Below are 26,979 nucleotides of genomic sequence, written 5' to 3' on the forward strand. Positions count from 1 at the left end.
GATCGTCCACGAGTGGAGATCATCTACCCCACCTCAACGATCTACCAAGTGAGACACGCTCTTAGCTAGGGACTCAATCTCGTCGATAAACCCGATGTTGACGGACTGTTGACTCGGCAATCCTGCCAGTTCCTTCTCATACTGTTCGAGGCGGTCATTACTCGCTTGATAGCGACGCCGGAAACGAGCTTCACCCCGCTGCCCCTTGAACAGCCCATTTAGCTTTTCGTCTTCCAGACGCTCTAGAAACCTCTCCTCCTCTTGAATTAACCCCTCAAGCTCTGCCCTTCGCGCCGCAGCATCTGGTTCTGCTTGATCGGCCCAACGTTGAGCAATCGCCAGGAGCGACGGGTCATCAGGTTCAAGAGCACCGATCCGGCTTAGCACGGCGGCGGCAACAAGGTCTTCCGCGTTGTGGGCATACATAAGAACACCCGGGCATCGTCCACCCATGCTTCGCCGCTTGCACCGGTAGCGGGGGACAGGGGAGCCGTTGCGCGAAAACGTGGTGTCGTACTCCATTCGACTCCCACATTCACCGCAGTACAGGAAGTCAGCCAAGAGTCCTCTAATAGGGCGCTTGGTATCCTTGGACCTGCCTCCCGGAATCGCTGCGCGAGTCCAGTGAACTGGAACAGGATGACCGAACATGGCACGCAGTTGCGAATAATCCGCAAACGAAAGTATTTCGGGTCCTACCCGGACCATCTCTCCAGTCTCCGCGTGCCGGTAAATCTCACCTTTGTGGGGCAGATAGCCTGCCATGGTCGGCGAGGTGAGCAACCGCCGTATAACCGGCCACGACCATGAATTGGGACTCTTCATTGGCTTTTCTCGAAGTTTCTGGACCTTCAACGGCTCCCCCTTGGATTCAAGCTGCTTAATTCTCTCCTTCCTGCTTGCCCATCTCGGAGAGTCGTACCCTTGAAGGTTGAGCCACCTTGCAACAGAGCGTAGCGTTTCACCGTCGAGCACCCTCGCAGCAATAACCCTGATGGTTTCCGCTTCCTCCGGATGTAGCTCCAGTTTCCGCTCCGGCGTCACACGAAACCCGTAGGGACGGTGCCCCATCCACCGACCGGCATCACGTTCATTACGACGTAGATCCCCAACTCGATCTGCCGTGTTCTTGGACTCCTTGTGCGCTTGATGGGCCGCGATTGTCAGCTGTAGCTCCCAGCCCTCATTCGCGGAATCGATACCGTCCATGATGGAAATGAAGCGACAGCCGGTCATGTATACAATACGGATAATCTCCGCTGCCTGCGGAATTCCCTGCCGTGTCGCCCGATCAACCTTGAATACGATCAGGACATCGGCACGACCGTCCCGCAGCGCGTCAAGGGCCGCATCGAAGCCCGGACGCTTGACATACTCGTGGTACCCCGACTTGTCCTCGTCCTTGTAGACCTCGACAACCTTCGCGTCGACGTCCTCAGCCTTGCGGCACCCGGCCTTCTCCTGCCGGGGGATGGAGGTTGAGGTGTCGGTGAGGTCAGAGATGCGGAGGTACAACACCGCGCGAAGCACGCGCTTCGCTGGCTGCCGTCTTGACATGCTTCCTCTCGTCCTGCCCGTGACCAGCGTGGTCACCCTACGGGGTGAAGAGATGTCTCACGAGCTTTTTTGGGTTCACGAGATCGCGCACCACTTCGGGATCGACGACGAGCGGCTCCACGAGCTGGGTTGGGGCTGACGGTCGGCCGCAGTTGCGGAAGGTATTGGTGCGTTGGCCTGGCGCCGGCCACGGTGCTTCCCGGGCGAATCGCCATGGCAGTCGGCATTCGGCAGGCTCCGGGAAGAAGCTGTCGAAATGCTGGCGAACAACTTGGATAACGCGAAGTGGTGCCCGCCGGGCGCGGGGACTCCGGTGCAGCGATGCCGGTTCAGGGATGCGGGAAGGGACTCTGGTTGAGCGGCTCCCGATCAAAGACTCCGAGTCCACGCGCTCCGAGTTCGTCCGAGTTCAGGCGCTGTGGCCCGCGCGCACGTCCTCGAGCCACTTCGCCGCCGCCGCGAAATCCGTATCCGCGTTGGTCGGCAACACCGTGTTCGGCACCTTGTCCGCACGCGGGAACGAGCCCAGGAACCGGACCTCTGTGCACCGCCGCCGAAGCGCCGCCAATGTCGCCCCGACGCGCGCATCGGCCACATGCCCCTCGAAGTCCACGAAGAACCGGTACTCGCCGAGCCGGTTGCGGGTTGGGCGCGACTCGATGCGCGTCATGTTGATCCCGTGCGCCGCCAGCTCGGTCAATACCTCGGAGAGCGCACCGATGCGATCCGCCGTTACCGCGGCAAGGGCGGTCCGGTCCGCCCCGGTCCGCTCCGGCAGCGTCCCGGGGCGCCGCACGAGCAGGAATCGCGTGACCGCGTCCCGGACATCGGCGATGTTGGAGGCGAGCACGTCCAGCGGGTACCGCTCGGCCGCCGGTGGAGCCGCCACCGCGGCATCGAACTCGCCCCGTCCCACCCCGACCGCCGCTGCCGCGGTCGAGGACGCCGGCAGCACCGTGGCCCCCGGCAGGTGCTCCGACAACCAGTTGCGTACCTGCGCGGCGGCGTGCGGGTGGGTCGCCACGGTCCGCACGTCGGCGGCTGTGGTCCCGGGCCGCACGAGCACGGTGAACCGGATCGGCAACACGGTCTCGGCCACCGCGACCAGAGGCTCGCCCGACACCAGGGCGTCCAGCGTGGCTGCCACCGATCCCTCGACCGAATTCTCCACCGGCACGCAGGCCGCCTCGACCTCACCGGCGCGCACCGCGTCGAGCGCGGTGCCGATGGTTTCCAGTGGCACCAGCGCGCTGTCCGGCGGAATTGGGCCCGCATCAGTGCAGAACGAGCGCGTCGCCTGCTCGGTGAACGTTCCCTCTGGGCCGAAGTATCCGATGCGCGGCACGGGCCAAGCCTAGAACAGCCGGCCCCGGGTGCCGGTCGCCCTCGCGATGCGGGAACGGGCTGCCGCACGGGATAAGAGCGTCAGCCTAGGCTGCGGCCCGCTCCCCGGTGGGGTATGCCTCCCCATTACGGGCCGTGTCAGTTCCTGCAATGCTGTTCGGCGTGACCGCCGATTCGGAGGGCCCGACGAACGGAGCGGTACTGGCACCGCAGCTCGTGTTGTGCGCCGTGGAGGCGCCCTTGGCCGAGGTATGGCGGGAGGTGGCCGACGACCGCCCGCGCATCACCGTGCATCCCGGCTCGGTGTTCGACCTCGACGTGGACGCCGTGGTGAGCCCGGCCAACTCCTACGGCTGGATGCGGGGCGGCATCGACGCCCTGTATGCCCGGGCGTTTCCCCACGTCGAGCAGAACGTCCGGAGCGCGGTGCTCGCCCTGCACGGCGGCGAGCTGCCGGTGGGCGAGGCGCTGGTGGTGCCGACCGGTGTCCCGGCACCCGCCTGGTTGATCAGCGCGCCGACCATGCGCACGCCCGGTGAGCGGCTGCCCGGCGACACCGTGCACCCCTACCTCGCCGCCCGCGCGGTTTTCCGGCTGTGGCGTGACGGCCGGATGGAGGACGGCACGCCGGTGTGGCGCGCGGTGCGGGCGATGGCCATGCCCGGGTTGGGCACGGGCGTCGGCGGGGTGGAGCCGAAGACCTGCGCCCGGCAGGTGGCCGCGGCCTGGGACGAGGTCTTTGGGGGAGCGACGACCCGGCCATGACCCTGGCCGGCCGATCTCGGACTCGTGAGGTACCTGCTCGACAGCCACGATCGGTATGTCGCCGATGTGTCGGGCCGGGGCCTCGGTCGAGCACTCGCCGACGGCCTCCGCAGTGGCGCGGCATTGATCATCCCCCGGCGGTCCCACGGAAACGACGAGGGTGGCGTCAGGTGGCGCCACCCTCGTCGTCGGTTGGGCCGTGGTCGGCGCCGCCTGGTCGCCGCCACGGTTGCCCAGTTGTCGGGTTGCTCGGCTCCGGGCCTCCCTGCGCGCCTTGCCGCTACGCAGCGATGCTCGTTTCGCCCGTCACCGAGCGGTGTCGCCGGGGGTGTCCTTCTCCTCGGCGTGGGTGTCCTTCTCCTCGGCGGGGGCGCCCTCGACCGCCGGCTTCTCCGCGCGGCCGGCACCACGGATCTTGATCTTCGCCGGTGACACGGCCGGCCGGGCGATGTCGCGCACCCGGACCCGGAGCAGGCCGCGGTCGTAGTCGGCCTCGACCCGGTCGGCGCTCACATCTTCGGGAAGCGCGAACTCGCGGCGGAACTCACCGGAGCGCAGCTCCCGGACGACCAGGCCGCCCTCGGTGTCCTCGTGCTCCTCGGTCCGGCGGCCGCTGATCACCAGCCGTCCCCCGGCCACCTCCACGTCGACGTCGCGCTCGACGTCGATACCCGGCAGCTCGAGCGTGATCACCACGTCCGAGCCCTCCCGCGCGATGTTGGCGGCGGGCACAAACCCGGTCACCTCGGTCCCGGCGCCGGGGCCGAACGCGCGCCGCACGAGCGAGTCGAACTCCCGGTCCATCTGCCGAACCAGGGAGGTGAAAGGATCCCAGATCGACCGACGAACGAGCGTCATGTCGCATCCCTCCTGTCCGGACGAACCTATGGGTCCTGGCGAGCCTCTTGGCACTCGCCCTACATGAGTGCCAACACTTCGTCCCCTCCCGGTGTTCCCGGCAACGCGGCCGTCCGGGCGTGGTGCGGGTCGTCGTACGGTGTCCTCGTGCGGGTGCGGGTGTTGCTTGTCGACGACCACGAGGTGGTCCGGCGCGGCCTGCGCGACCTGCTCGCCGCCGAGGACGACATCGAGGTGGTCGCCGAGGCGGGCAGCGCCCGGGAAGCGTTGGCCCAGGCCGGGGCGCACCGGCCCGACGTGGCGGTGGTCGACGTCCGGCTGCCGGACGGCGACGGCGTGGCCCTGTGCCGGCAGCTGCGCGACCTCGACCGGCCACCGCACTGCCTGGTGCTGACCGCGTTCGACGACGAGCAGGCGCTGGTCGGCGCGATCCTGGCCGGGGCCGCCGGCTACCTGCTCAAGCAGGTGCGGGGCCAGGACCTGGTGACCGCGGTGCGTGAGGTGGCGGCCGGCCGGTCGCTGCTGGACCCGGTGACCACGGGCCGGGTGCTAGAGCGGATGCGCCGGGAGGCGGCCGGCGGGCCGGACGACGAGCTGGCGGCCCTGACCGACCAGGAACGTCGGGTGCTGGAACTGATCGGCGAGGGCCTGACGAACCGCCAGATCGCGGCGCGGCTGTTCCTGGCCGAGAAGACGGTGAAGAACTACGTGACCTCGGTACTGGCCAAGCTAGGCATGGAACGCCGCACCCAGGCGGCCGCGTGGGTCGCCCGCCGGTTCCGCGATCACGAGCCCCGCTGACCAGGCCCTTCGTCCGCTTTCCAGCATCACGACCAGCCGGCCGGGCGTCCAGGCGATCGTGAAGAAGTCCACTACCTGCGGCCATCTACCGTATGCCGGCACTACAATTAATTAGGGAGCGAAAGTAAATACCGGTGGCCGTGATTGCTGTACCTGGCGCAACGCGGCCCGCCGTTGGGAGGACTTCATGCTGGCATCCGTCGCGTATGCACCCGGGGACCTTCGGGTGGAGCAGGTGCCCGATCCCGTTGTGGTCGAGCCCACGGACGCAGTGGTGCGGGTCGTCCTCACCTGTGTCTGCGGCAGTGATCTATGGGGGTGGCGCGGGATCGCGCCGTTCAGCCCCGGGCGGCGAACCGGGCACGAGTTCCTCGGTGTCGTGGAGCAGGTGGGTCCCGAGGTACGCGATCTGCGTCCCGGGCAACTCGTGGTCGCGCCGTTCGCGTGGTCGGACGGCACCTGCCACTACTGCCGGCGTGGGCTGCAGACCTCGTGCGTGAACGGCGGGGTGTGGGGTGAGGGCACCTCCGACGGCGGGCAGGCCGAGGCCGTGCGGGTGCCCTGCGCCGACGGCACGCTGGTTCCGCTGCCGGAGGGCACGCCGGTGGAGCGCCTGCGCGGTGTCCTCGCCCTCAGTGACGTGTTCCCCACCGGGCACCACGCGGCGAAGATGGCGGGCGTGGCGAAGGACGCCACGGTGGCCGTGGTCGGGGATGGCGCGGTCGGGTTGTGCGGTGTGCTGGCCTCCGCCCGGCTCGGGGCGTCGCGGATCATCGCGATGAGTCGGCACGAGGATCGCGCGGCGGTGGCCAAGCGGTTCGGCGCCACCGACGTGGTGGCCGAGCGCGGGGACGAGGCGATCGCGCGGGTTCGGGAGATCACCGACGGGATCGGCGTGGACTGCGTGCTGGAGTGCGTCGGCACCGACCAGGCCATGGCGACCGCGCTCGGGATCGCGACGGATGGCGGGCAGGTCGGTGCTGTCGGCGTGCCGTACGAGGTGAGCACGATCGACGTGCAACAGATGTTCTCGCGCAACCTTGGTCTGCGGGTTGGGGTCGCGCCGGCGCGCGCCTACATCGAGGAGTTGCTGCCGGACGTGCTGTCCGGTCGGTTCGACCCGGTGCCGGTGTTCGACCACGCCTACCCGCTGGCCGAGGTTCCCCGGGCGTACCGCGACATGTCCGCCCGCACCACGCTGAAGGCCCTGGTCGAGGTCTCCACACCCTGACGAAGTCCCTCCCGGCATGGCCCGCAGGCCGGCGCTGACTGTCAGGTGTCTCGCCTACGGTCCTTTGCATCCAGTTCCTGGGGGAAGGACCAGCGACCATGAGCAGCCTCAGCGGCGAGCGTGCCACGATCCTGCGGATTCTGGCCGAGCAGCGGGACCTCCTGCTGATCACCGTCCGCGGGATCGGCGACGAGGAAGCCACGCAACGCACCACCGTCAGCGACCTCACCCTCGCCGGCATCGTCAAGCACCTCACGGCGTGCGAGCGCACCTGGGCCCACATCGTGACCGAGCGGGACGGCAACCCTCCCGGCTGGCCGGGTTCCGAGGAGCAATACCGCATGGGCGAAGGGGAAACCCTCGCCTCGCTCGTCGCCGACTACACGGCGGCCGCGCGGGAAACCGAGGAAGCCGTCGCCACGCTGACCGATCTCGACCGCGTGATCCAGCTCCCGGCGGCTCCATGGTGGCCCGAGCCGCCGGCCTGGTCGATCCGCTTCATCCTGCTCCATCTCCTGCGGGAGACGGCGCATCACTGCGGCCACGCCGACATAATCCGGGAAGCTCTCGACGGTGCGAACACGACACGCTCGATGACGGGCGAAGCGAGCATCACAACGTAGCGACAAGGCGCGCAGCGAAGCCCGGAGGCGAGCAGTCCAACACTGCAGTGGGCGAGCTGATCAACCCGGCAACGGCACTTCCCACGACACGTTGGTGCCGCTGCGCGGTGAGGAGGTCACCACGCAGCGGCCACCAGCCGCCGTCGCGCGCTCCTCGAGGTGCCGCAGCCCGCGCCGCGTGACCCCCGGCGGGATCCCGCAGCCGTCGTCGGCCACCTGGAGCCGTAGCCCGTGGACATCCCGCACCAGCCGGACCACCACCGACCGCGCCCCGGAGTGCCGGACGACGTTGGACAACGCCTCCCGCAACGCGGCTCGCGCGTGGTCGGCCACCGGCACCGGCACCCCGGCCACGTCCCCGGAGATCTCCAGCGTCGGCCGCACACCGAGCAGCTCACCCGCGGTGTCCACCTCGGCGCGCACCGAGTCGACCAGGTCCGGCGCCTTGACCTGCTCGCCCGGGTCGGCGGAGGTCAGCGCGCGCACCGTCGCCCGCACCTCGGCCATGGTCTGGTCGAGCTGGTCGACGGCCTCAGCCAGCCGTGCGGCGTCGGCGGGATCGAGCTGGCCGCTCAGCCGCCGGCCGAGCAGGTCGAGCTGCACGCCCGCCGCGTACAACCGCTGCACGATCAGATCGTGCAGGTCACGTGCGATCCGGTCACGCTCCTGGTAGACCGCGACCCGCTGCCTCGCGGTCGCCCCCTCGGCGAGCACGATCGCCAGACCCGCCTGCGCGCCGAAGGAGTGCAGCAGGTCCACGGTCACCGGCGTGAACGGCTGCCCGCCACGCCGCCGGTAGACAGCCAAGGCACCCAGCCGCCGCTCACGCGTCCCGAACGGCACCACGACGAACGGCCCGTACCCCCGCAGGGTCGGCGGCACGAACGGCGCCGTCCGGGGGTCGGCGGTAAGATCGTCGACGACGATCGGAACGCCGCTGCGCGCGACTCGTGCGGCGGCTGACCTTCCCGAGAGCACGTTGCCGAGCACGGTCTGTGCGTCGCCCCCGGTCCCGTGCGCGGCTTCGACCGTGAGCCGGCCGTCGTCGTTGCGCACGGTCAGCACGCCTAGATCCGATGCGGTCAGCTCCGCGGCACGCCGAACCACCAGCGGCAACACCGAGTCCGGGTCGTCGCCGGCCAACGCCGCCGTGGTGATCTCCGTCGAGGCGGCGAGTGCGCGGGTGGCTAGGGTCGGGTCCATGGTCCTCATGCCAGGCTAAGTCCTGTCCCCTGCGCGGCGGCCGCACTGACCCGGCCACCAGTGACCTCAACCACGAAATCAGCCGCCTCGGCCTCCTCCGGCCGGTGCGTGATGTGCAGGACAGTTCGGCCGTCCAGAACCCGACGTAGCTCGGCGAGCAACGCGTCCGCGGTCTCCACGTCCAGGTGCGCGGTCGGCTCGTCGAGCAGGACGAGATCGCACTCCCTGGCCCGCAACAACGTCCGGGCGATCGCGAGCCGGTGCGCCTCCCCGCCCGACACGGTGGCTCCACCGGTACCCACCAACTCGTCGAGCCGCTCGGTCCATCCGAAAAGCTGCGCCGCGCGCAAAGCCCACCTCAGGTCGTCGTCACCGGCGCGTGGGTCGCCGAGCCGTAGGTTCTCCCGAATGGTCGTGGACACCAGCATCGGCTCTTGCGGGCACCAGGCGACCCTTCCGGGCAGCTCCGCACGGCCTCGCTCCGGCACCAGGAATCCCAGCAGCAGCGCGAACAAGGTCGACTTCCCGGCACCCGACGGACCCACCACCGCAACGCGCGCCCCGTCCGGCAGATCAAGATCGACACCCCGCAGTGCGGGCTCAACTGCCCCCGGCCACCGCACCTCGACGTCGGCAAGGCGAACCCCGCGGTGTTCCGTCCGCTCGCTCCCGCGCTGTGCGCCTGGCTGGGCACTCAGGGCCGCAACGCGGCCATGCGCAGCCCGCAACGAGCCGGAGAGCTGGGCGGCCAACGGGAGACCGGCCACGGCCTCGACCACGGCGAGCGGGACCAGGGAGAGGAGCGGCGCGAGCACCGGATCGAGTTGCCCGGCCGCCACTGCGGACGCCGCCAGCACGGTGTTGACCAGCGCTGCTCCCCCGGTGGCGGCGACGATCACGGCCGTAGCGGCGCCGGTGCCCACTGCTTGCCGGCGACTACGTGCGGCGAGCTCCGCATCGGCGGACGCCAACTCCGTCCGGCGGACACGGTGCGCCCCGGAAGCGATCAGGTCAGGCGCGGCATCGAGCAACCCGAGTACGCCCGCCGCGACCTTGCGCCGGCCCGCGGCCAGTACCGTGCTCGCTCGGCGCTCGACGGCGAGGGCCACCAGCGGCGCGCCGATCCCGGCGACCAGCAACGCCACGGCCAGGACGAGCCCGGCGGACGGCAACACCCAGGTCTCCAGCACCACGGCGCCGATCGCGAGCACCAGCGCCGTCATCGGTGGCAACAACACCCGCGGCACGAGGTCACGCACCGCGTCGGTGTCGGCAACGAGCCGCTGGAGACCGTCCGCGCGCCGCAGCCGTGCGGTACGAGCGGGGCCGAGCCGAACCAGCGTCTCCCACAGTCCGAGCCGCAGCCGTTCGGCGAGCCGGAACGCGCCGTCGTGCGAGACGAGACGCTCCAGGTATCGCAGAACTCCCTTGGACAGACCGAAAGTGCGGACCGCGACGATGGCGACGGTCAGGGTCAGGATCGGAGGTTGCTGGGAGGCACGTGCGATCAGCCACGCGGCAACGGCCGTCAGGCCGACGCCGGACGCAACAGCCAGCGCACCAAGCCCAGCACCCGCCAGCAATCGCCTGTCCAGCAAGCGGAGCAGCGGAACACGGGCGGGTGTGTCCACTTCGGACACTTCCGGAACCGCCTGCTCGTGCTCCGGCTCAGCAACCGGCGAGGCACTACGATGGCTGGCGAGGATGACAGCGGCACCGGACTCAGCGGCCCGCTGTACAGCAGCCGAAACTCGCCCAGCCGTCGCGGGATCGAGGTGCGCGGTGGGCTCGTCGAGCAACAACAGCTCAGCCCCGTGGCACACGCGCAACAACGCACGCGCGACCGCGACCCGCTGCCGCTCACCGGTGGAAAGCTGGTCCACCCGACGGTCCAGCAGGTGCTCGGCAGCAGCCTCCGCCAGCACGGCGCGAAGTTCCGCCTCGGAGAGCGACGCTCCTCCACTGCGGTCAGTAACGGCCAAGGCCAGCTCGTCCGCGACCGTCCCACCGCTGAACGCGGGGCGCTGCGACACCCAGGCCACCCGGCGACGCCATGCGGTCTTGTCTATTGTGGACAAATCGACACCGTCGAGGGTGACCCGCCCGGAGTCCGGAGCCGCAAAACCGAGAAGCACGGCGAAAGTGGTGGACTTGCCGGCCCCGCTCGGCGAATCCAGCCGTGTCACTTCCCCCGGGCGGGCCACCACCGTGAGCCCGTCCGGCGCGAACCCGCCGCGCCGACGCACCCGCAATGCCTCGATCCGCAGCTCGCGCCAACGCGGTGGCTCGGCGTCACCGCCATCCGGCTCCGGCTCGGCCAGCACCTCCTCGACCCGGCGTACGGCCTCCAGGCCGTCCTCGCTGGCGTGGTGGGCCGCACCCGCGGCACGCAGCGGCTGGTAGCACTCCGGCGCCAGTACCAGCACGAGCAGGCCGGTGGCCAGGTCCAGCTCGCCGCTCACCAGGCGCATCCCGATGCCCACCGCGACCAGCGCGACCGACAGGGTCGCGATCAGCTCCAGCACCAGCGCGGACAGGAACGCGACCCGAAGCGTGCGCATCGTGGCGGTCCGGTGCGCCTCGCCCACCTGGCGCACCGTCCGTGCCTGCGTGGCGGCCCGGCCGAACGCGGCCAGCACCGGCAGCGCGCGTACCAGCTCCAGCAGGTAGCCAGACAGCCGTGCGGTCGCGTCCGCCGCCCGGGCCGCGCGGGCCTCGGTGAACTTGCCCACCAGGATCGCGAAGAGCGGGACCAGCGGGACCGTCACGAGGACGAGCGCCGCGGAAACCCAGTCGATGGCCAGGATCCAGGCGCCGACGAACGGTGGCACGACCGCGGCGGTCACCAGTGCCGGCAGGTAGCGGGTGAAGTAGGCGTCGAGCGCGTCCAGCCCGGTGGTGGCCACCGCGGTCAGGCCGGCCGGCCCCCGATCCGGCCGGTCCGACCGCGAGATCCACTCCGGCCCGAGCGCCAGCGCCCGGTCGAGCAGAGCGGACCGCAGCTCCTCCTTGGCACTGGCCGCCGCCCGCGCCGAGACCGCCTCCGTGGCCCAGCCGAGCACCGCACGGGCCACCACCGCGACGGCCAGCACGGTGACCGGGCCGCGCAGCGCGTCCGTCCCCACGCCGCGCGTCACCACCGCGGCCAGCGCGGTGGCCAGGCCCCACGCCTGGGCGATCAGGGCCGCGCCGGTGAGCCCCGCGAGAACCGCGCCGGCCCCCAACGCGATCCGCGTCGACCGGGACAGTCTCGGCAGGGCACCGAGTGGGCCTCGGGTGGTCACGGCGCGTGCACCGGAGGGATGTGGTGGGTGGCGATGCGCTTGCGGAAGACCCAGTACGTCCACGCCTGGTAGATGAGGACCGCGGGTGCTCCGAAAGCGGCCATCCAGCTCATGACGGTCAGGGTGTACGGGCTCGACGACGCGTTGTGCACGGTCAGCGAGTAGACGGTGTCCAAAGTGGATGGAATGACGTTCGGGTACAGCGCGCCGAACAGGGTCACCATCGAGGCGGCCACCACGACACCGAACGACGCGAACCCCCAGCCTTCCCGGCCCCGCAGCAGGAAACCGACCGCACCCACGGCCGCGAGCAGGGCCAGCACGAGCGGGACCCAGGACCACGCCGATCCCTCCCGCAACTGCACCAGCAGGAGCAGCACGACCAGCGGGGCGAGTGCGACGGGGGCGAGCCGGACCGCGAGGCGCCGGGCACGGTGCCGGATCTCGCCGTCGGTCTTGAGCGCGATGAAGGCCGCACCGTGTACCAGGCTGAACCCGACCACCGCGAGCGCACCGACCAGCGTCTCCCACCGCAGGATCACCAACGGCGAGCCGACCCGGTCACCGAACTCGTTCAGCGGCAGGCCGAGAACGTTCGCACTGAGCACGAGTCCCACCATGAGCGGTGGCACCCAGGAGCCGATCATGATCACGCGGTCCCACACCGAACGCCACCGCGCCGTGTTCACCTTGCCCCGGTACTCGAACGCCACCCCGCGCCCGATCAACGCGAGCAGCAGGAGCAACAGCGGCAGGTAGGCGGTGCTGAACAGGGAGGCGTACCAGCCGGGGAACGCGGCGAACATCGCCCCGGCCGCCACGATCAGCCACACCTCGTTGCCGTCCCACACCGGGCCGATCGTGTTGATCATGACCCGGCGCTCGGTCTCGTCCCGGGCCAGCACCGGCAACAGCATGCCGACGCCGAAGTCGAAGCCCTCCAGGAACAGGTAGCCGAGCCAGAAGAGCGCGATGACGATGAACCAGAAGGTCGCGAGGTCCATTTTTGCGCAGCTCCTCAGTAGGCGAAGGCCAGGACATCTTCGGGTTTCTTCCCGTCCGCCCCGGCCGGTTCCGGCGGCTTGTTCCAGGACGGGAGCACACCGGGGATACCGGCGCGGGCATACCGCCGCAACAGGAAGACCTCCACGCCGGCGAGCACGCCGTACACCAGGGTCAGCGCAACCAGCGAGGTCAACATCTCGCCAACACTCACCCCGGCGGACACGGCCTGCGCGGTGTACATCCACACCCCGTCGACGCCGGTCGGGTTGGGCACCACGACGAAGGGTTGCCGGCCCATCTCCGTGAAGATCCAGCCGAAACTGTTGCCCAGGAACGGTGTCACGATCGACAGGATCCCGAACAACGGGAACCACCTGCCCGGTGGCACTCGGTTCTTCCTGGTGAACCACAGGGCAAGCACGGCCATCCCGGCGGAGATCGCGCCGAACCCGATCATGAGGCGGAAGCCCCAGTAGGTGACGGGCAGCGCGGGGACGTAGTCGATCGGCTTGCCGGCCAGTTCGCCGAGGCGCGGGTCGTCCGGGTAGTTGGCGCCGTACTTGGCCCGGTACTCCTGCACCAGATCCTCGACGCCCTTCACCTCGCTGCTGAAATCGTTCTTGGCCAGAAAGGACAGCAGGGCCGGCACGGTGATGCTCTTGACGCTCTCACAGTCCGCACGGCTCACGTCACCGACGGCGAAGACGGAGAAGCTGGCCGGTTCCTCGGTGTGGCACAGGGCCTCGGCGGCGGCCATCTTCATCGGCTGCTGCTCGAACATCAACTTGCCCTGCAGGTCACCGGAGATCGCCAGGCCGGCGAACGCGACGATGCCCACCCAGCTGCCGAGCTTCAGCGACGCCCGCCACACCCGGCGGTCCGGGTCGTCCTCGGCGCTGTCGCGGTGCTTCTTCCACAGGTGCCACGCGGCGATGCCGACCAGGAACGCACCGGCCACGGCGAAGGAGCCCGCGACCGTGTGCGGGAAGGCGGCCAGCACCGTGTTGTTGGTGAGCACGGCCCAGATCGAGGTCAGCCGCGGCCGGCCGTCGACGAACTCGATGCCGACCGGGTGCTGCATCCAGGAGTTGGCCGCCAGGATGAAGTACGCGGAGGCAATGGTGGCCAGGGAGAACGCCCACGCGCACGCCAGGTGTACGCGCTTGGGCAGCCGGTCCCAGCCGAAGATCCACAGGCCCAGGAAGGTCGACTCGACGAAGAACGCCACCAGCGCCTCCATCGCCAGCGGCGCCCCGAACACGTCGCCGACAAACCGGGAGTAGGCGCTCCAGGCCATGCCGAACTGGAACTCCTGCACGATGCCGGTCACCACGCCCATGGCGAAGTTGACCAGCATCAGCTTGCCCCAGAACTTGGTCATCGCCAGGTACCGCGGGTTACCGGTACGCACCCACGCGGTCTGCATACCGGCGACCAGGATCGACAGGCCGATGGTCAACGGCACCATCAGGAAGTGGTAGACGGTGGTGATCCCGAACTGCCACCGTGCCACGTCGAGGACGTCCACGAGATCAATCTTTCCCCGGAGCCGACATCCGCGCAGGGTACGGCGGTCCCGAAGACCGCGGGACCAAGGTCCCGACCCGCCCAGGACAAGGTGAAACCGCTCACCGCGAGGTGACGGGCGAAGCGAGCATCGCGTCGGCAAGGCGCGCAGCGAAGCCCGGAGCCGAGCAATCCGACACCGCGAGGTGACGGGCGAAGCGAGCATCGCGCCGGCAAGGCGCAGTAAAGCCCCCAGCCGAGCAATCCAACCCTGGGCCGGCGGGGGAACGGGTGCTCTCCCCCGGCGCCGACGGCTGGCCACGGGGCCAAATCGCCCACAGCGACTTGTTACCGACGCCGCAACTTTCCGGTGGCCGGGAAGACGGGCGGGTGTGCCGGAAGTCACCGGACTTCCCGGCCCATGCGCGGGATAGCATCGGCGATTGCCAGAGGGGAGTAGTTCCCGTGACCGCGTCAGCGGTCCGGCGAGGTGATCGACATACTGATCGGCTTCGCGCCGATCCGGTCCCTCACCCAGGAAGCAACTGGGCGAACGAGACCTCCGGCCGGGTAGTAATGCCCGGTCGGGGTCGCCTTTCCCCCCGTCCGGGCCGGACGTGGAGGGACCCCGATGGTTTCCTGGTTGACTGCGCTCGCGGTCGCGTTCGGCGCCGTGTTCTTGCTCGAGCTGCCGGACAAGACGACCGCACTCACACTCGTTCTGACGACGCGCTTCCGGGCGTTGCCCGTGGTCGTCGGCTGCGCGGTCGCGTTTGCCTTGCAGGCCACGATCGCGGTGACCGTCGGCAGTGCGATCACGTTGCTTCCCGAGCGCATGGTGGCGATCACGGTGGCGGTGTTGTTCGCCATCGGTGCGTTTATGCTGCTGCGCGAGGGCTTCGCCAACGGCCATACGGACGCTGCGGGACAGGCGGCCGCCATCCGGCCACAGGCCACGTTCCCGCGTGCCGCGATCACGTCCTTCGGCACGATCTTCGCCGCCGAGTGGGGAGACGCGTCCCAGCTCACCGCGGCGGGCGTGGCCGCCCGGTACGCCGAGCCGCTGGCGGTCGGGCTGGGTTCGTGGTTGGCGCTGGTGAGCGTGACCCTGCTCGCGGTCGCGATCGGCGGCCGGATCCGGGAACGCGTTCCGGCCCACTGGGTGCACCGGGGAGCGGGCTTCGTCTTCGCCGGATTCGCGGCGGCAGCCGCGTTGCAGGCCGCCACGGGGTGATGAGGGGCGACCGCCCGGGCAGCCTGTTCTCGTGGTGCCACCGCCGGAGGTCTCTCCGCCGGTCCGGCAGGGACGGCCGGGACAGGTACCCGAGTACTGGCCCCGAAACGCGGTTCTGTTCGCGGCTGGTGGTCCGGGCCGCTCGCGGTTTCCGTCCACCCGCGACAGGAACCGACGACGCGGCACACAGCCGAGGACAACGTCGATGGTGCGGTGGGCACGGCCGGCACCCTGGTGCCGGCTTGCCGGGCCGCCCCCGCTAGCTGAGGGCGGCCGCAACGGCGGCCGCGGCCGCCACCACCTGTGGCCCGATCTCCTCTGCCTCCAACTGCTCCATCGCGACAACCCCGACGCTGGCCCGCAGCCCGGCCACACCGCGCACCGGTGCCGCCACGCCGTAGGCGCCCGGCTGCAACTCGCTGTGCGTGGTGACCCACTGTGGACGGGTGCCCGGATCGGCCGGCGGCAGGTCGATCGCGCGGCCGGCCGCCCCGCGCGACACCGGATGCCGGCTGCCGACCCGGTAGGCGACGTGGAACGTCGTCCAGCTCGGCTCGACCACGGCCACCGCCTGCGCCTCCCCGCCCTCGGCGACGGTCAGGTGCGCGGTCGCACCGGCCCGTTCGGCCAGGTCACGCAGGATCGGCAGGGCCGCGAACCGCAGCTGCGGCAACACCCGGGCGGCCAGCCGCAGCACGCCCAGGCCCAGCCGCACCCGCGAGCCCTCCCGCCGCACCAGGCCCCGCGCCTGCAGCGGGCCCAGCAGCCGGTACACCGCGGCCCGGCTGGCCCCGATCGCCGCCGCCAGGTCGCTGATGTTGGGCGCCTCGCTGTCGGCGTCGGCCACGGCCTGGAGCAGGGCCAGGCCCCGCTCCAGGGTCAGCGAGCTCTCCTTGCCGACGGGCCGGGGCACCGGCATTCCCGGCGCCCCGTGCCCGGGGTCGCCGGCCCGCGCGCTCGAGGCAACCACCGGCTACTCCTGTTCCCGCGGGGGACCCGCACCCGGCCGGTGGCCGGGCGAACCGGGTAAGACAGCGCTCCGCACGCCTCACCCCTCCTCCGCCGGCCGCACCGTGCCGGCCACCTCGGACAACCCGACCACGGAACCGTCCTCGCCGGGGGCCGTCGCCGTGATCACCACGGTGTCACCGTCCTCCAGGAAGGTGCGTTCGCTGCCGTCGGCGAGCCGCACCGGCTCCCTACCGCCCCAGGTGAGTTCCAGGAAACAACCTCGTTGGTGTTTCTGCGGCCCGGAGACCGTGCCGGACGCGAACAGGTCACCCGACCGGACCGTCGCACCGTTGACCGTCATGTGGGCGAGCTGCTGCGCGCACGTCCAGGACATCTCGGCGAACGGCGGGCGGGCCACGACGCTGCCGTTCCAGCTGACCTCCAGCCGGAGATCCAGGCCCCAGGGCTCGGGATCGACCAGGTAGTCGAGCAGCGGGTGCTCGGGTGCCGCGACCGGCACCCGAGCCACCGCCAGTGCGTCCAGCGGCGTGATCCAGGCGCCGATCGAGGTCAGGAAGGACTTTCCCAGGAACGGGCCCAGCGGCTGGTACTCCCACGCCTGGATGTCCCGCGCCGACCAGTCGTTGACCAGCGCGACGCCGAACACGTGCTCGGCAACGTCGGACACCGGCACCCGGGAGCGCACCGGGCCGCCGCAGACGAACCCGACCTCCGCCTCGATGTCGAGCCGGCGGCTCGGGCCGAACACCGGGTTGTCGCTGCCCTTAAGCCGGCTCTGCCCGCTGGGCCGCACGACGTCGGTACCGGAGACCACCACCGTGCCGGCGCGGCCGTGGTACCCCACCGGCAGGTGGGTCCAGTTCGGCATCAGCGGGTCGCCGTCCGGCCGGAACATGCGGCCGACGTTCTCCGCGTGGTTCCGGGACGAGTAGAAGTCGACGTAGTCGGCGACCGTGAACGGGAGCTTCGCCGTGGTGTCGGCCAGCGGCACGAGTCGCGCCCCACGCGGCGCACTCGCGGCGGTCACCAGGTCGACCAGTCCGGCGCGCAGCTCGCTCCACGCCGCGCGACCGGCGGCCAGCAACGGATCCAGTGAGCCCGCCGTGACCAGGTCGGCGACACGCTCGTCGAGCGAGCCGGCCAGCGGCGGCAACGGCAGCGCATGGTCACCCACGCGCACGGCGACCACGTCGGCACCGTCCACCGTCACCACGCCGTAGGGCAGGGTCTGCGGTCCGAACGGGCGGTCCGGCCGGAACTCGGGATCGTCGATCCAGCTCACAGCAGCCCCAGCCCTTCCAGGTCGTGCACCGGCTCGGACAGCGAGCACGAGCCGTAGGAGGCGAACACGCCACGCACCGCGTTCGCCGCCGCCTCCGGCAGGCCACGGGCCTCGGCGGCGAGCGCGACGCTGTCGGTCGACTCCAGGGCGGTCTTCACGTCCTTGCCGGACAACGCGCGACCGGTCGCCACCAGCAGGTTGAGAAAGCCGTGGTGGGCAAAGTCGGTCTCGGGGTCGACGTAGCGGACCGCGTGATGCAGGCCGGCAGTGGCCTTGAACGGCACCCCGGTCGTGGTGGCCACCGAAAGGAAGTCGGAGACCTCCTCGACGCTCGGGAACGCCTCCGGCGTCAGGCCACCGCACCGCAGCTTGGGCCAGCATCCGTGTTCGGCGACCTTCCGCACGCTGGTCAGCCACTCGCCGCGGTCACCCGGGCTGGGCCGGCGGGGCTCCACCACGCGGATGGCGTCCTCCGGCACGAACTCGGCGACCCGCTCCAGCCAGATGTCGTCCACGTCGGTGGGCGCGGGCATCTCGACCATGCGCAGGGCGAGCAGCTCGCGGCGGGACTCCACCAGCGACACCGCCTTGGGCACCCCGCCCAGTCCGGTGTCGATCACCAGGGAGAGCGCCACCGGCTTGGCCGGCTTGGCCTTGACCAGTTCGGTGACCAGCTCGGGCAACCGGGACGCCGGGCACAGGAACAGCCCGAGCACACCGGCGTAGGGGCCGGTCCGGGATTCCAGGTGACCGCGGACCGCGTCCGGCATCTCCGCGCTGCCCGGCGGGAACAACGCGGCGTCGTCAACGAGCCTGGCCAGCAGTGGGGGAATGCCGCGCGGACCGGGCGCGCGGAGCTCAACGGCGCTTGACACGGCTGCAACGCTAGTGGTGTTCGGACAGGTGAACAAAGCTGTCCGCTAACCGAACACTCGGAGGGAGCAATGCCCTACTACCGCAGCGTCGGCGAGATCCCCCGAAAGCGCCACACGCAGTTTCGGAAGCCGGACGGCGGTCTCTACGCGGAGGAGCTCATGGGGGTGGAGGGCTTCTCCTCCGATTCCGCGCTGCTGTACCACCGGCACCTTCCCACGGCGATCGTGAACGCCGAGCACGTCACGGACGACCGTTCCACAGTTGCGAACCTTCCGCTCAAGCCACGCCATTTCCGGACGCAGGATCTGAAGTGGGAGGCACCGGCGGACGTGGATGCGGTGACCGGGCGTCGCCTGCTGTTCGGCAACGGCGACGTGAAGATCTGCTTCGCCGCGGCGACGCGGCCGAGCCCGCTGTACCGCAACGCCTTCGGAGACGAGCTGCTCTACGCGCAGTCCGGCTCGGGCGTGGTGGAGACGATCTACGGCGCGTTGACCGTGGCGGACGGGGACTACGTGGTTCTCCCGACCTCCACCACTTATCGGGTCGTTCCGGATGGGGGAGACCCCATGCGACTGCTCGTACTGGAGGCGACCGGCCACATCGGGCCGCCGAGGCGCTACCTGTCGGCCAAGGGACAGTTCCTGGAGCACGCGCCCTACTGCGAGCGCGACCTGCGTGGGCCGGGCGAGCCGTTGCTGGCATCGGACGCGGAGGCGGACAAGGACACCGAAGTGCTCGTGCGGCACCGGGCGGGGTTGACGCGGTTCACGTACGCGCATCATCCGTTCGACGTGGTCGGGTGGGACGGGTGCCTGTACCCGTGGGTGTTCAACATTCGGGACTTCGAGCCCATTACGGGGCGGGTGCACCAGCCGCCGCCCGTGCACCAGACGTTCGAGGGGCCGAACTTCGTGGTCTGCTCGTTCTGCCCGCGCAAGGTCGACTACCACCCGCTGGCGATTCCGGTGCCGTACAACCACGCCAACGTGGATTCGGACGAGTTGATGTTCTACGTGGGCGGGAACTACGAGGCACGCAAGGGATCGGGCATCGGGATCGGCTCGATGTCGTTGCACCCCTCGGGATGCACGCACGGACCGCAGCCGGGTGCGGTGGAAGCCTCGCTGGGCGCGGAGTTCTTCGACGAGACCGCGGTCATGGTCGACACGTTCCGCCCGCTGGAACTGGGTGAGGGCGGGCAGGCGTGCGAAGACCCGCGTTACGCGTGGAGCTGGGCGCAGCGCGGCCCCGACTGGGGCTGACCGCTGCTGCAACACTGACCGCGGAAACCGCCGAGTACTCACTGGAGGCCCGGGGTCGCTTGGAGCTCGCTGCTCAAGTCGGCCCCGGGCTTGGCGGTGCGGCGCCCCATCGCCTGCGAGCTCCGCTGTTGTGGTCCGCAAGTGCGCTCCGGAACGAGGGACCCTGGCGTCGGACCTTTCGGTCCGACCGGCACTCCCGGCCAGGACGGCCGCGGCCGGGACGGAGACCTTGACGACCGGATCCGCCCAATGTGCGTCCGCGGCCGCGTCGCATCCGTAGTCCTCGATGTCCGTCCGCAATGTCCGTTGCGGACGTGCGGCCGGGACCTGGCCGGAGTGGGCAGCCTTCCCCTGGAACGAGGAGGCAGGTTAGGCTTCCCTAAGTTGGAGGTGAGGCCGGTGCCGACGAGCCCTGATCTGCCAGCCGTGCCGGAGCAGTCCCGACAGTCCGTGCCGGACCGGCGACCCGCCGTGCCCGACCCGGCCGAACGCGCCCGCTCGCTGGTCGCCCGGGGCGGACGGGCCGCGCTGGTCCCCTCCGGCGAGCACACCGCCCGGGTCGTGCCGCTGCTGCACCACGTCCACCCGGACGGCACGGCGGCCGTCCTCCTCGCTGACGACCACCCGCTCGTCGCCAACGCCTTCCTCGCGCCGCGCAGCGAGCTGCCGGTCATGCTGGAGCTGGCCGACCCGGCCCCGGTCCGCCTCCGCGAGCCGGTCCGCGGGTTGCTGTGGATCACCGGCTGGCTGCGCGCCCCGAACAGCGACGACCAGCGGGCCGCGGCGCTCGCGGTCGCCGCGGAGCGCCCCGACCCGCGCCTGCTCGACGTCGGGCACGGCGCCACCCTGCTCGGCCTCCACCCGGTCTCCCTCGTGTTGGCCGACGCCGAGGGCACCAGCTCGCTCACGGTCGCCGAGTTCGCCGCGGCCCGCCCCGACCCGTTCTGCAAGCTCGAGAAGAGCTGGCTGCAGCACCTCGAGCTCTCGCACCGCGACGTGGTCGGGCTGCTCGCCCGCCACCTGCCGGAGGACCTGCGCGGCGGCCATGTCCGGCCACTGGGCATCGACCGGTTCGGCCTGCGGCTGCGGGTGGAGGCCGAGTCCGGCGACCACGACGTCCGGCTCGCCTTCTCCCACCCGATCGCCGACACGCGCGAGCTCTCCCTGGAGCTCCGTCGCCTCGTCGGCTGCCCGTTCCTGACCGGGGCCCGGACCTGACCCCCACCGCAACGCGTCACGGAGTCCCCACGAGTTCACGCCGTGTGTGACGAGCCCGCTGAAGGCCATCGCGTCAGCGGAGATCACCGGCCTTTAGATTGGCCGCGATGACCGGGACGGTGGAGAACCGCGGGACGATCAAGCTCGAGCTGGTGCTGGTGTTCGGCGCCACGCTCGGGCTTTCCGGGCTACGAAGCCTTTTCTCACTGCTCGACGCGTTACTCCGTCCCACCCCGCTGTCCGAGCAGAAGGTCGCGATCCACGCGCCCCGCGGTGCCGTGGACCTGATCGACATGGCTCAGCAGCTCACCGGGGTGCTACAGCTCGTGGTGTGGGGCGTGCTCGGTGCCTACCTGCTGTGGAAGGCCGGCCACACGTTGGCCTCGATCGGTCTGGACCGGTCACGGCCCTGGCGGGACGGCGCGTGGGGCGCCGGGCTGGCGGCCGTGATCGGCCTACCCGGGCTGGGCTTCTACTTTCTCATGCGGGCGCTGGGCCTGAACCTCACCGTGCTGCCGTCCACGCTGGGGGAGTCGTGGTGGCGGCCCGTGGTGCTCATCCTGTCCGCAATCGCCAACTCGTGGGCGGAGGAGGTGCTCGTCGTCGGGTACCTGATCACCCGGCTGCGGCAGCTCGGCTGGTCGGAGAACCGCTCACTGCTGGTCTCCGCGGTGCTCCGCGGCTCCTACCATCTCTACCAGGGGTTCGGTGGCTTCCTCGGCAACATCGTCATGGGCCTGGTCTATGGCCGGGTCTGGCAGCGCACGAACCGGCTGTGGGCGCTGGTCGTCGGGCACGCCCTGATCGACATCGTCGCCTTCGTCGGGTCAGCCGTGCTGATGCGCCACGTCTCCTGGCTCCACTAGCCGGCGCTGCCGGCCGGCTCGCCGACAGGAACCACTGCCGGCGAGCCGCCCGGGGCCGGGCGGGGCTCACAGCGCCAACGGCGCCGAGCCGAAGGCCACGTTGAACCGGTCGCACCAGATCACCACGCTCCGCAGCCCGCCGAGGTCGAGGTCGGCGGGGATCTCGTAGTTCTGGTTGCCATGGGTGGCCTTGAGCTTGCCCAGCGGCACGTGGCGGCCGTCGTCGTACTTGAACCAGTCGCCGCCGGCCTCCTGGTCGGTCAGCCACACGTGCAGGTCTGGCCCGTCACTGCCGGCCAGCTCCGCCAGCCGCAACACCCGCGAGCCGTCCGCCAGCCGGACCACCCTGGCCACCCCGCTGGTCTCGTGCTCCTGCGACACGAACCGCCCCTCGGCAAGCACCTCGGGGCCACTCCGCGTGTCGGCCGCGGTGCTGTTGGTCACCACGGGCGCCGTTGGCAATGCCTCGTCGATGTTGCTGCTGGTGAACGCCTTCCACGGCTGGAATGCCCACAGCCCCAGGACCAGCACCGGGACCGCGACGACAATCACGATCCAGGCCACCCGGCGACGCAACGATCCTCTGTCTCTAGCCGCCTTTTGGTTCACGTTTCGCTCCTCTAGTTGGCAGTTCACTGCATACAACGCCAAAAGGGGGCCCTTCGTATGCAGATTTCTCCTTACGAGGGGGTTACGCTCGCGGCGTGACAGCCCAACAGGCCGAACCGGCGATCCCCACCGCCCAGCCCGGTGCCGCGCCCCGCGTCGACAGCGAGGTCGGTCCGCTGCGCACGGTGCTGTTGCACCGGCCGGGTGCCGAGCTGAAACGGCTCACGCCGCGCAACAACGACCAGCTGCTCTTCGACGGCATCCCCTGGGTGGACCGCGCCCAGTCCGAGCACGACGCCTTCGCCGCGGCGTTGACCGCCCGCGGCGTCGAGGTGCTGTTGCTGTCGGAAGTGCTCCAGGAGGCGCTGGCCGACCGGCGGGCGCGGGCGGCCGGCGTGCTGTCCGCGGTGGACGAGCGGCGGCTCGGACTCGACCTCTCCGACGCGTTGCGCTCGCACCTGACCGGACTCGACGCGGCCAGCCTCTCGCACGTGCTGACGGCCGGGATGACGTTCGCGGAGCTGCCGGCCGCCGAAGGCGCCTCGCTGGTGCGCCGGATGCACCACCCGGACGACTTCGCCGTGCTGCCGCTGCCGAACCTGCTCTTCACCCGGGACTCGTCGGTGTGGGTGGGCGACCGGGTGGCGATCACTTCGCTCGCGATGCCCGCTCGGCGCCGCGAGACCTCGTTGATGGACCTGATCTACGCCTACCACCCGCGCTTCTCCCGCACCGACCGCGCCTATGGCGCGCACTCTGCTCCGCTGGAGGGCGGCGACGTCCTGCTGCTGGCGCCGGGCGTGCTGGCGATCGGCGTCGGTGAGCGGACGACACCGGCGGGCGCCGAGTCGTTCGCCCGTTCCGCGTTCGCCGACGGCCTCGCGCACACCGTGCTCGCGGTGCCCATCGCCCAGGAGCGGGCGACCATGCACCTCGACACCGTCTGCACGATGGTCGACCGCGACGCCGTGGTGATGTACCCGGCGGTGCGTGACTCGCTGTCCGCCTATCCGTTGCGTCCCGACGAGAGCGGCGGGGTACAGGTCGACGGTCCCGTGCCGTTCCTGGAAGCCGCCGCTGAGGCAATGGGGATCGAGCGGCTGCGTGTCATCGACACCGGGCTGGACCCCATCACCGCCGAGCGGGAGCAGTGGGACGACGGCAACAACACGCTCGCCCTCGAGCCCGGCGTCGTCATGGCCTACGAGCGCAACGTCGAGACCAACGCGCGGCTGGAGGACGCCGGTATCGAGGTGTTGCGCATCTCCGGCTCCGAGCTGGGTTCCGGTCGTGGTGGGCCGCGCTGCATGTCCTGCCCCATCGACCGCGCCCCGCTGGTCTGACCCATCGGTGGTGGGAGGTCGCTCGACCCCCCACCACCAGTGCACGCACCTGCACACGCGAGCATTTTCGCGACGAGCGCAATGCGAGCAATGCGGTGGCGGCCTTGACCACGCCGCTGCCGAGTTCCGACTTCCTCGCCGGACCGAACATCTTCGCCCAGCCTGGTGTATTCGACGTTCGACGCGAGGGCATCCTGCCGCGCCAGCACCTGCCCCTCGACGAGAAGAAGAATTCTCGCTGGGGAGCCACACCGGCCCCGTAGGAATGTCCCCGATGCCCCAGCCACGGGGCGGCTCCTTCGTCCGCTGGTGTACAGCTATCCCCGGGTGAGGGTGAAACGGGCGGTCAGTCGATCCCCGTGGTAGATCTCCACCTGAGACAGTCCCGCGTGCTCCGGTTCCAGGAACGCGACGATCTGGCGCCCGTCCGGCACGGCGAAGCCGTTGTACGGGGAAGGTTCGTTGCCCAGCGGCTCGCCGGCCAGAATCAGGTTGCCCCCCTCAGCCCGCTGGTCGGTAAGGAGCAATTTGGCGAGAAAGTCGAAAGGACGGATCATCTCGACCAGCCACGTGTCGTCGATAGCAAGCCAGGTATAGAAGTGGCGCGGATCGTCGAGACTCCACTCGGCGGGCAGGTCGCTGACGGCCGTATGCGTGCCGTTCGTGCGCGTGAGTTCCCGACCGTCGCACGCGGTTTCGAGCGTCTCCCCGCTGCGCTCGTCCCGCATCCGGTGCGTCCAGTGCAGCAGGTCCTCGGCATCGAGCTCGTGAACGGACTCGGTGGTGGGAGCACCGGTCTCGTCGGTGGTCTCCACGATGGCGCGAACGCTTCCGGCCCGCACGTTCGTGGCCATGGCGAGGAATGCGTTGAGATCGACCCGCAAGATCGGCTCCTTCACGGCCGGTCGACTCGGAGCAACCACGATACCGAGCCCTCGCGGGGCTCCTCGCCGCCGGAACCGCCCGCCCCGGGAACGGGCCACGCGGCCTGGAGAACCCAGTAGGGCAGATGGTCGTCCTCGATCGGGACATGCAGCCGGACGTTGCGTCGCTCCCGGTCGATCTCGTAGTAGCAGCGGTTCGCCGGATCTTCGTAGCCGCACAGGGACTCCGTGCCCGCGTCCTCCTCGGGCACTCCCGACTCACCGACATCGGAGTACTCGTAGAAGACGACGCGCGACGGAACCTGCTCGGTGCCGAGGCCGAAGACCATCTCTGCCGTACCGTTCCCGATCGGGGTGACGGGCCAGTCCACCCGGTCGGGTGGAAGCTCTACTCCGCCACCCCGGGCCGACCAGTCGAAAGCGACCCGACGAGGCACCACCTTCCGCTGATCCACCGGCGACGCGATTGCCACACCAGGTGGCTGTTCCGGTGCGCTCATCCGTTCCTCGGGCAGGAACGGGACGCCGGGGCGAGCAGAGGCGCTGCTCGCCCCGGCGTTGGCCGACACAGACCCGCCGGGCCCGCCGGGCTCGCCGGTGCAGGAGACCAGCGTCGGCACGAGCAGCGCCACGCCGATCACGCCCGTCCGGCACGGCCGCTTCCGACCGGAGCAGGTCAGCCCCGGCAAGTGATCTCCTTGTCGTTCTGCTCGTAGGCGGACGCGGTGTATGCCTTCCCGTTGATCACGGCGCGGCCGTAACCCTCGGTGCGCCAACGGTGCTTGTCCCCGGGCTTGCAGCTCGGGTCGACCGTGACCCGGATGTAGCTCTTGGCCTTGGGGCCGTTGGACTTGGTCTTGCGGTGCTCCCAGCCGTACCACCGGGAGCGGTAGCTCTTGCCGGTGATCTTGTTGGAGGTGACCACGCCCGTCTTGCAGAACGACTCGACGCGGGTGTGGATCTGGCGCGGGGTGGTGCCCGACGGGTGCGGTCGGTTGACCCGCACGCCGCAGTTCTCCTTCGCAGCCTGGATGGCGACGGCACCCTCGGCGGTATACGAGGAAGCGCCTCGCGAACCAATGTTGGCGGACTCGTCCACGTCGGCAGCGTGCGCCACGCCGGGCAGGACCGACAGCGCTGCCGCGGTGACAGTGGCAATCAGGATGGAACGCGACTTCATGATCCCCCTCGCTCGATCGTCCAAGGTGGCCAGGGACACACACGGGGTCGGAGACTCGACCAACAGCACCAAGACCCGCGACGACGCAACGGAAAGATCAATAGAAAACTGACCCGTCCATAGTGGACGAGATCACCCCAGACCCCAGATTCGGCATCCCTGTGCCCGAGTAGGACCGTAGCGGGGTGCGGCACCAGCTCCTATCGGCCGAACGGAGGCATCACAGCGTCAAGCGAGTGAGATCCGCCCGCACCGGCAAGCGATCACTCCTCATAGGGAACGAGGTAGTTGGTGTCGCGGGCGTCGGTGATCGCCATGTAGCCGGGTGCGTGGGAGAGAGCGAACGGCGGGCGGGACGCCTGGATCGCGGCCTGCGGCGTCACGCCGCAGGCCCAGAAGACCGGGACCTCGCCGGAATGGACGGGCACCGGGTCGCCGTAGTCGGGCGCGTCGAGATCGTGGATCCCGATGGCCGCGGGATCACCGACGTGCACAGGCGCACCGTGTACGGCGGGATAGCGGGCGGTCACCCGAGCCGCGGTCGCCACCTTCGCGGCCGGCACCGGACGCATCGTGACCACGAGGGGTCCGCGAAGGTTTCCCGCCGGACGGCAGCTGATCGAGGTGCGGTACATCGGCACGTTCCGGCCGACTTCGAGGTGGCGGACCGGGACGCCGGCCGTCAACAGCGCGTCCTCGAAGGTGAACGAGCAGCCGAGCAGGACCGCGACGAGATCGGGCCGCCACAGCTCGCGGACGTCGGTGACCTCGTCCACCAGCTCACCGTCGCGGTAGACCCGGTAGGCGGGCAGATCGGTGCGCAGGTCACCGTCGAACAGGGCGCTCCGCGCCACACCCGGATCCGTGACGTCCAGGACGGGGCACGGCTTCGGGTTGCGTTGGGCGAACACGAGGAGGTCGTAGGCGAGGTCGCGGGGCACCGCGACGAGGTTCGCCTGGGTCCAGCCGGCGCACCATCCGCTCGTCGAAACGCGGAGACCGGCGCGGAAGAGCGACCGCGCCGCGGGCGGGGCCAGTCGGGACGGGTCCGGGGTGGGGGTGGGGCTACGGGG

The 26,979-nt window shown here is 70.2% G+C and carries 26 protein-coding genes; 11 read left to right on the forward strand and 15 right to left on the reverse strand.

All coding sequences use genetic code 11. The features are described from left to right. Positions 1 to 33 precede the first annotated feature (33 nt). Positions 34 to 1,557: a recombinase family protein gene (locus IEY55_RS25980; RefSeq protein ID WP_189061185.1), complete on the reverse strand. Its 1,524-nt coding sequence runs from the start codon at positions 1,555 to 1,557 to the stop codon at positions 34 to 36. On the opposite strand from IEY55_RS25980, the gene IEY55_RS25985 reads away from it, so the two are divergent. Then, complete coding sequence (locus IEY55_RS25985) at positions 1,556 to 1,696, forward strand: metallopeptidase family protein (RefSeq protein WP_229686758.1); 141 nt, start codon at positions 1,556 to 1,558, stop codon at positions 1,694 to 1,696. The two genes, IEY55_RS25980 and IEY55_RS25985, sit on opposite strands and share 2 nt — an antisense overlap. Positions 1,697 to 1,966: 270 nt before the next feature. On the opposite strand, the gene pheA is transcribed toward IEY55_RS25985, so the two are convergent. Beyond that, the gene (gene pheA / locus IEY55_RS25990) at positions 1,967 to 2,902 is read right to left on the reverse strand and encodes a prephenate dehydratase (protein WP_189061186.1); all 936 of its coding nucleotides are present in this window, start codon (positions 2,900 to 2,902) and stop codon (positions 1,967 to 1,969) included. A 149-nt stretch (positions 2,903 to 3,051) separates the two neighbouring features. Between pheA and IEY55_RS25995 the strand changes: the two genes are divergently transcribed. Further along, positions 3,052 to 3,666 carry a macro domain-containing protein gene (locus tag IEY55_RS25995; RefSeq protein WP_189061223.1) on the forward strand — a complete coding sequence of 205 codons (615 nt, stop codon included), beginning with the start codon at positions 3,052 to 3,054 and terminating at the stop codon, positions 3,664 to 3,666. Between the two features lie 306 nt (positions 3,667 to 3,972). Here the strand turns inward: IEY55_RS25995 and IEY55_RS26000 are convergent, their stop codons facing one another. Further along, a complete protein-coding gene (locus tag IEY55_RS26000; RefSeq protein WP_189061187.1) occupies positions 3,973 to 4,524 on the reverse strand; it encodes an Hsp20/alpha crystallin family protein in 552 nt (183 codons plus the stop codon). A gap of 147 nt (positions 4,525 to 4,671) precedes the next feature. Here IEY55_RS26000 and IEY55_RS26005 point away from each other — a divergent pair, with 147 nt between their 5' ends. The 3 genes from IEY55_RS26005 to IEY55_RS26015 all read left to right on the forward strand — a co-directional run bounded on the left by IEY55_RS26005 (position 4,672) and on the right by IEY55_RS26015 (position 7,179). Beyond that, the gene (locus IEY55_RS26005; RefSeq protein ID WP_229686759.1) at positions 4,672 to 5,325 is read left to right on the forward strand and encodes a response regulator; all 654 of its coding nucleotides are present in this window, start codon (positions 4,672 to 4,674) and stop codon (positions 5,323 to 5,325) included. 187 nt (positions 5,326 to 5,512) lie between these two features. Continuing rightward, positions 5,513 to 6,556 (forward strand): zinc-binding dehydrogenase, encoded by a 1,044-nt coding sequence (locus IEY55_RS26010; RefSeq protein WP_189061189.1) that lies wholly within the window; start codon positions 5,513 to 5,515, stop codon positions 6,554 to 6,556. Between the two features lie 98 nt (positions 6,557 to 6,654). Then, positions 6,655 to 7,179, forward strand: a complete 525-nt coding sequence (locus tag IEY55_RS26015) for a DinB family protein (RefSeq protein WP_189061190.1) — start codon at positions 6,655 to 6,657, stop codon at positions 7,177 to 7,179. A 60-nt stretch (positions 7,180 to 7,239) separates the two neighbouring features. Here the strand turns inward: IEY55_RS26015 and IEY55_RS26020 are convergent, their stop codons facing one another. The 4 genes from IEY55_RS26020 to IEY55_RS26035 are packed head-to-tail and all read right to left on the reverse strand — an operon-like array spanning position 7,240 to position 14,199. Beyond that, entirely contained in the window at positions 7,240 to 8,382 is a 1,143-nt protein-coding gene (locus IEY55_RS26020) for a GAF domain-containing sensor histidine kinase (protein WP_189061191.1), read from the reverse strand. 5 nt (positions 8,383 to 8,387) lie between these two features. Further along, positions 8,388 to 11,666, reverse strand: coding sequence for a thiol reductant ABC exporter subunit CydD (gene cydD, locus IEY55_RS26025; protein WP_189061192.1), 3,279 nt, complete (start codon positions 11,664 to 11,666; stop codon positions 8,388 to 8,390). After that, positions 11,663 to 12,670 (reverse strand): cytochrome d ubiquinol oxidase subunit II, encoded by a 1,008-nt coding sequence (gene cydB / locus IEY55_RS26030; RefSeq protein WP_189061193.1) that lies wholly within the window; start codon positions 12,668 to 12,670, stop codon positions 11,663 to 11,665. Before cydB ends, cydD begins: the two co-directional genes overlap by 4 nt. Before the next feature lie 14 nt (positions 12,671 to 12,684). Continuing rightward, positions 12,685 to 14,199 carry a cytochrome ubiquinol oxidase subunit I gene (locus IEY55_RS26035; RefSeq protein WP_189061194.1) on the reverse strand — a complete coding sequence of 505 codons (1,515 nt, stop codon included), beginning with the start codon at positions 14,197 to 14,199 and terminating at the stop codon, positions 12,685 to 12,687. A gap of 609 nt (positions 14,200 to 14,808) precedes the next feature. Here IEY55_RS26035 and IEY55_RS26040 point away from each other — a divergent pair. Beyond that, positions 14,809 to 15,411, forward strand: a complete 603-nt coding sequence (locus IEY55_RS26040) for a TMEM165/GDT1 family protein (RefSeq protein ID WP_189061195.1) — start codon at positions 14,809 to 14,811, stop codon at positions 15,409 to 15,411. A gap of 259 nt (positions 15,412 to 15,670) precedes the next feature. Here IEY55_RS26040 and IEY55_RS26045 read toward each other — a convergent pair whose 3' ends face one another. From IEY55_RS26045 to IEY55_RS26055, 3 genes are all read right to left on the reverse strand, one after another. Further along, a complete protein-coding gene (locus IEY55_RS26045) occupies positions 15,671 to 16,330 on the reverse strand; it encodes an IclR family transcriptional regulator (RefSeq protein WP_189061224.1) in 660 nt (219 codons plus the stop codon). 129 nt (positions 16,331 to 16,459) lie between these two features. Then, positions 16,460 to 17,665, reverse strand: coding sequence for a fumarylacetoacetase (fahA, locus tag IEY55_RS26050; protein WP_189061196.1), 1,206 nt, complete (start codon positions 17,663 to 17,665; stop codon positions 16,460 to 16,462). Next, positions 17,662 to 18,540 carry a hypothetical protein gene (locus tag IEY55_RS26055; RefSeq protein ID WP_189061197.1) on the reverse strand — a complete coding sequence of 293 codons (879 nt, stop codon included), beginning with the start codon at positions 18,538 to 18,540 and terminating at the stop codon, positions 17,662 to 17,664. Before IEY55_RS26055 ends, fahA begins: the two co-directional genes overlap by 4 nt. 69 nt (positions 18,541 to 18,609) lie before the next feature. On the opposite strand from IEY55_RS26055, the gene IEY55_RS26060 reads away from it, so the two are divergent. The 3 genes from IEY55_RS26060 (at position 18,610) to IEY55_RS26070 (ending at position 21,890) form a co-directional block, all read left to right on the forward strand. Continuing rightward, a complete protein-coding gene (locus IEY55_RS26060; RefSeq protein WP_189061198.1) occupies positions 18,610 to 19,806 on the forward strand; it encodes a homogentisate 1,2-dioxygenase in 1,197 nt (398 codons plus the stop codon). A gap of 399 nt (positions 19,807 to 20,205) precedes the next feature. Then, on the forward strand, positions 20,206 to 21,024 hold the full coding sequence (locus tag IEY55_RS26065) for a DUF2470 domain-containing protein (protein ID WP_229686760.1): 819 nt from the start codon (positions 20,206 to 20,208) through the stop codon (positions 21,022 to 21,024). 107 nt (positions 21,025 to 21,131) lie between these two features. Next, positions 21,132 to 21,890 carry a CPBP family intramembrane glutamic endopeptidase gene (locus tag IEY55_RS26070; protein WP_189061200.1) on the forward strand — a complete coding sequence of 253 codons (759 nt, stop codon included), beginning with the start codon at positions 21,132 to 21,134 and terminating at the stop codon, positions 21,888 to 21,890. Between the two features lie 66 nt (positions 21,891 to 21,956). Here IEY55_RS26070 and IEY55_RS26075 read toward each other — a convergent pair whose 3' ends face one another. Then, a complete protein-coding gene (locus tag IEY55_RS26075; RefSeq protein WP_229686761.1) occupies positions 21,957 to 22,499 on the reverse strand; it encodes a DM13 domain-containing protein in 543 nt (180 codons plus the stop codon). A 95-nt stretch (positions 22,500 to 22,594) separates the two neighbouring features. Here IEY55_RS26075 and IEY55_RS26080 point away from each other — a divergent pair, with 95 nt between their 5' ends. Beyond that, the gene (locus IEY55_RS26080; protein WP_229686762.1) at positions 22,595 to 23,842 is read left to right on the forward strand and encodes an arginine deiminase; all 1,248 of its coding nucleotides are present in this window, start codon (positions 22,595 to 22,597) and stop codon (positions 23,840 to 23,842) included. Positions 23,843 to 23,946: 104 nt separating this feature from the next. After that, complete coding sequence (locus IEY55_RS26085) at positions 23,947 to 24,105, forward strand: hypothetical protein (protein WP_189061201.1); 159 nt, start codon at positions 23,947 to 23,949, stop codon at positions 24,103 to 24,105. A 54-nt stretch (positions 24,106 to 24,159) separates the two neighbouring features. Here IEY55_RS26085 and IEY55_RS26090 read toward each other — a convergent pair whose 3' ends face one another. From IEY55_RS26090 to IEY55_RS26105, 4 genes are all read right to left on the reverse strand, one after another. Further along, positions 24,160 to 24,726: a hypothetical protein gene (locus IEY55_RS26090; RefSeq protein ID WP_189061202.1), complete on the reverse strand. Its 567-nt coding sequence runs from the start codon at positions 24,724 to 24,726 to the stop codon at positions 24,160 to 24,162. Positions 24,727 to 24,737: 11 nt separating this feature from the next. Beyond that, positions 24,738 to 25,415, reverse strand: a complete 678-nt coding sequence (locus tag IEY55_RS26095) for a hypothetical protein (RefSeq protein WP_189061203.1) — start codon at positions 25,413 to 25,415, stop codon at positions 24,738 to 24,740. After that, positions 25,403 to 25,906: a hypothetical protein gene (locus tag IEY55_RS26100; protein ID WP_189061204.1), complete on the reverse strand. Its 504-nt coding sequence runs from the start codon at positions 25,904 to 25,906 to the stop codon at positions 25,403 to 25,405. The genes IEY55_RS26095 and IEY55_RS26100 overlap by 13 nt, the downstream gene beginning before the upstream one ends. Before the next feature lie 263 nt (positions 25,907 to 26,169). Next, positions 26,170 to 26,943, reverse strand: coding sequence for a putative hydro-lyase (locus tag IEY55_RS26105; protein WP_189061227.1), 774 nt, complete (start codon positions 26,941 to 26,943; stop codon positions 26,170 to 26,172). Between the last annotated feature and the right edge of the window lie 36 nt (positions 26,944 to 26,979).

Source organism: Longimycelium tulufanense, from assembly GCF_014645795.1.
Taxonomy (GTDB): Bacteria; Actinomycetota; Actinomycetes; order Mycobacteriales; family Pseudonocardiaceae; genus Longimycelium; species Longimycelium tulufanense.

Excerpts from the sequence above, each read along its gene's own strand:
- cydB (WP_189061193.1), bottom strand. The coding sequence starts at position 12,670 with ATGGACCTCGCGACCTTCTGGTTCATCGTCATCGCGCTCTTCTGGCTC.
- IEY55_RS26000 (WP_189061187.1), bottom strand. The coding sequence starts at position 4,524 with ATGACGCTCGTTCGTCGGTCGATCTGGGATCCTTTCACCTCCCTGGTT.
- IEY55_RS26020 (WP_189061191.1), bottom strand. The coding sequence starts at position 8,382 with ATGGACCCGACCCTAGCCACCCGCGCACTCGCCGCCTCGACGGAGATC.
- IEY55_RS26045 (WP_189061224.1), bottom strand. The coding sequence starts at position 16,330 with ATGCCGGTGCCCCGGCCCGTCGGCAAGGAGAGCTCGCTGACCCTGGAG.
- IEY55_RS26040 (WP_189061195.1), top strand. The coding sequence starts at position 14,809 with ATGGTTTCCTGGTTGACTGCGCTCGCGGTCGCGTTCGGCGCCGTGTTC.
- IEY55_RS25985 (WP_229686758.1), top strand. The coding sequence starts at position 1,556 with ATGCTTCCTCTCGTCCTGCCCGTGACCAGCGTGGTCACCCTACGGGGT.
- IEY55_RS26010 (WP_189061189.1), top strand. The coding sequence starts at position 5,513 with ATGCTGGCATCCGTCGCGTATGCACCCGGGGACCTTCGGGTGGAGCAG.
- IEY55_RS26070 (WP_189061200.1), top strand. The coding sequence starts at position 21,132 with ATGACCGGGACGGTGGAGAACCGCGGGACGATCAAGCTCGAGCTGGTG.
- IEY55_RS25995 (WP_189061223.1), top strand. The coding sequence starts at position 3,052 with ATGCTGTTCGGCGTGACCGCCGATTCGGAGGGCCCGACGAACGGAGCG.
- IEY55_RS26100 (WP_189061204.1), bottom strand. The coding sequence starts at position 25,906 with ATGAAGTCGCGTTCCATCCTGATTGCCACTGTCACCGCGGCAGCGCTG.
- IEY55_RS26015 (WP_189061190.1), top strand. The coding sequence starts at position 6,655 with ATGAGCAGCCTCAGCGGCGAGCGTGCCACGATCCTGCGGATTCTGGCC.
- IEY55_RS25980 (WP_189061185.1), bottom strand. The coding sequence starts at position 1,557 with ATGTCAAGACGGCAGCCAGCGAAGCGCGTGCTTCGCGCGGTGTTGTAC.
- IEY55_RS26060 (WP_189061198.1), top strand. The coding sequence starts at position 18,610 with ATGCCCTACTACCGCAGCGTCGGCGAGATCCCCCGAAAGCGCCACACG.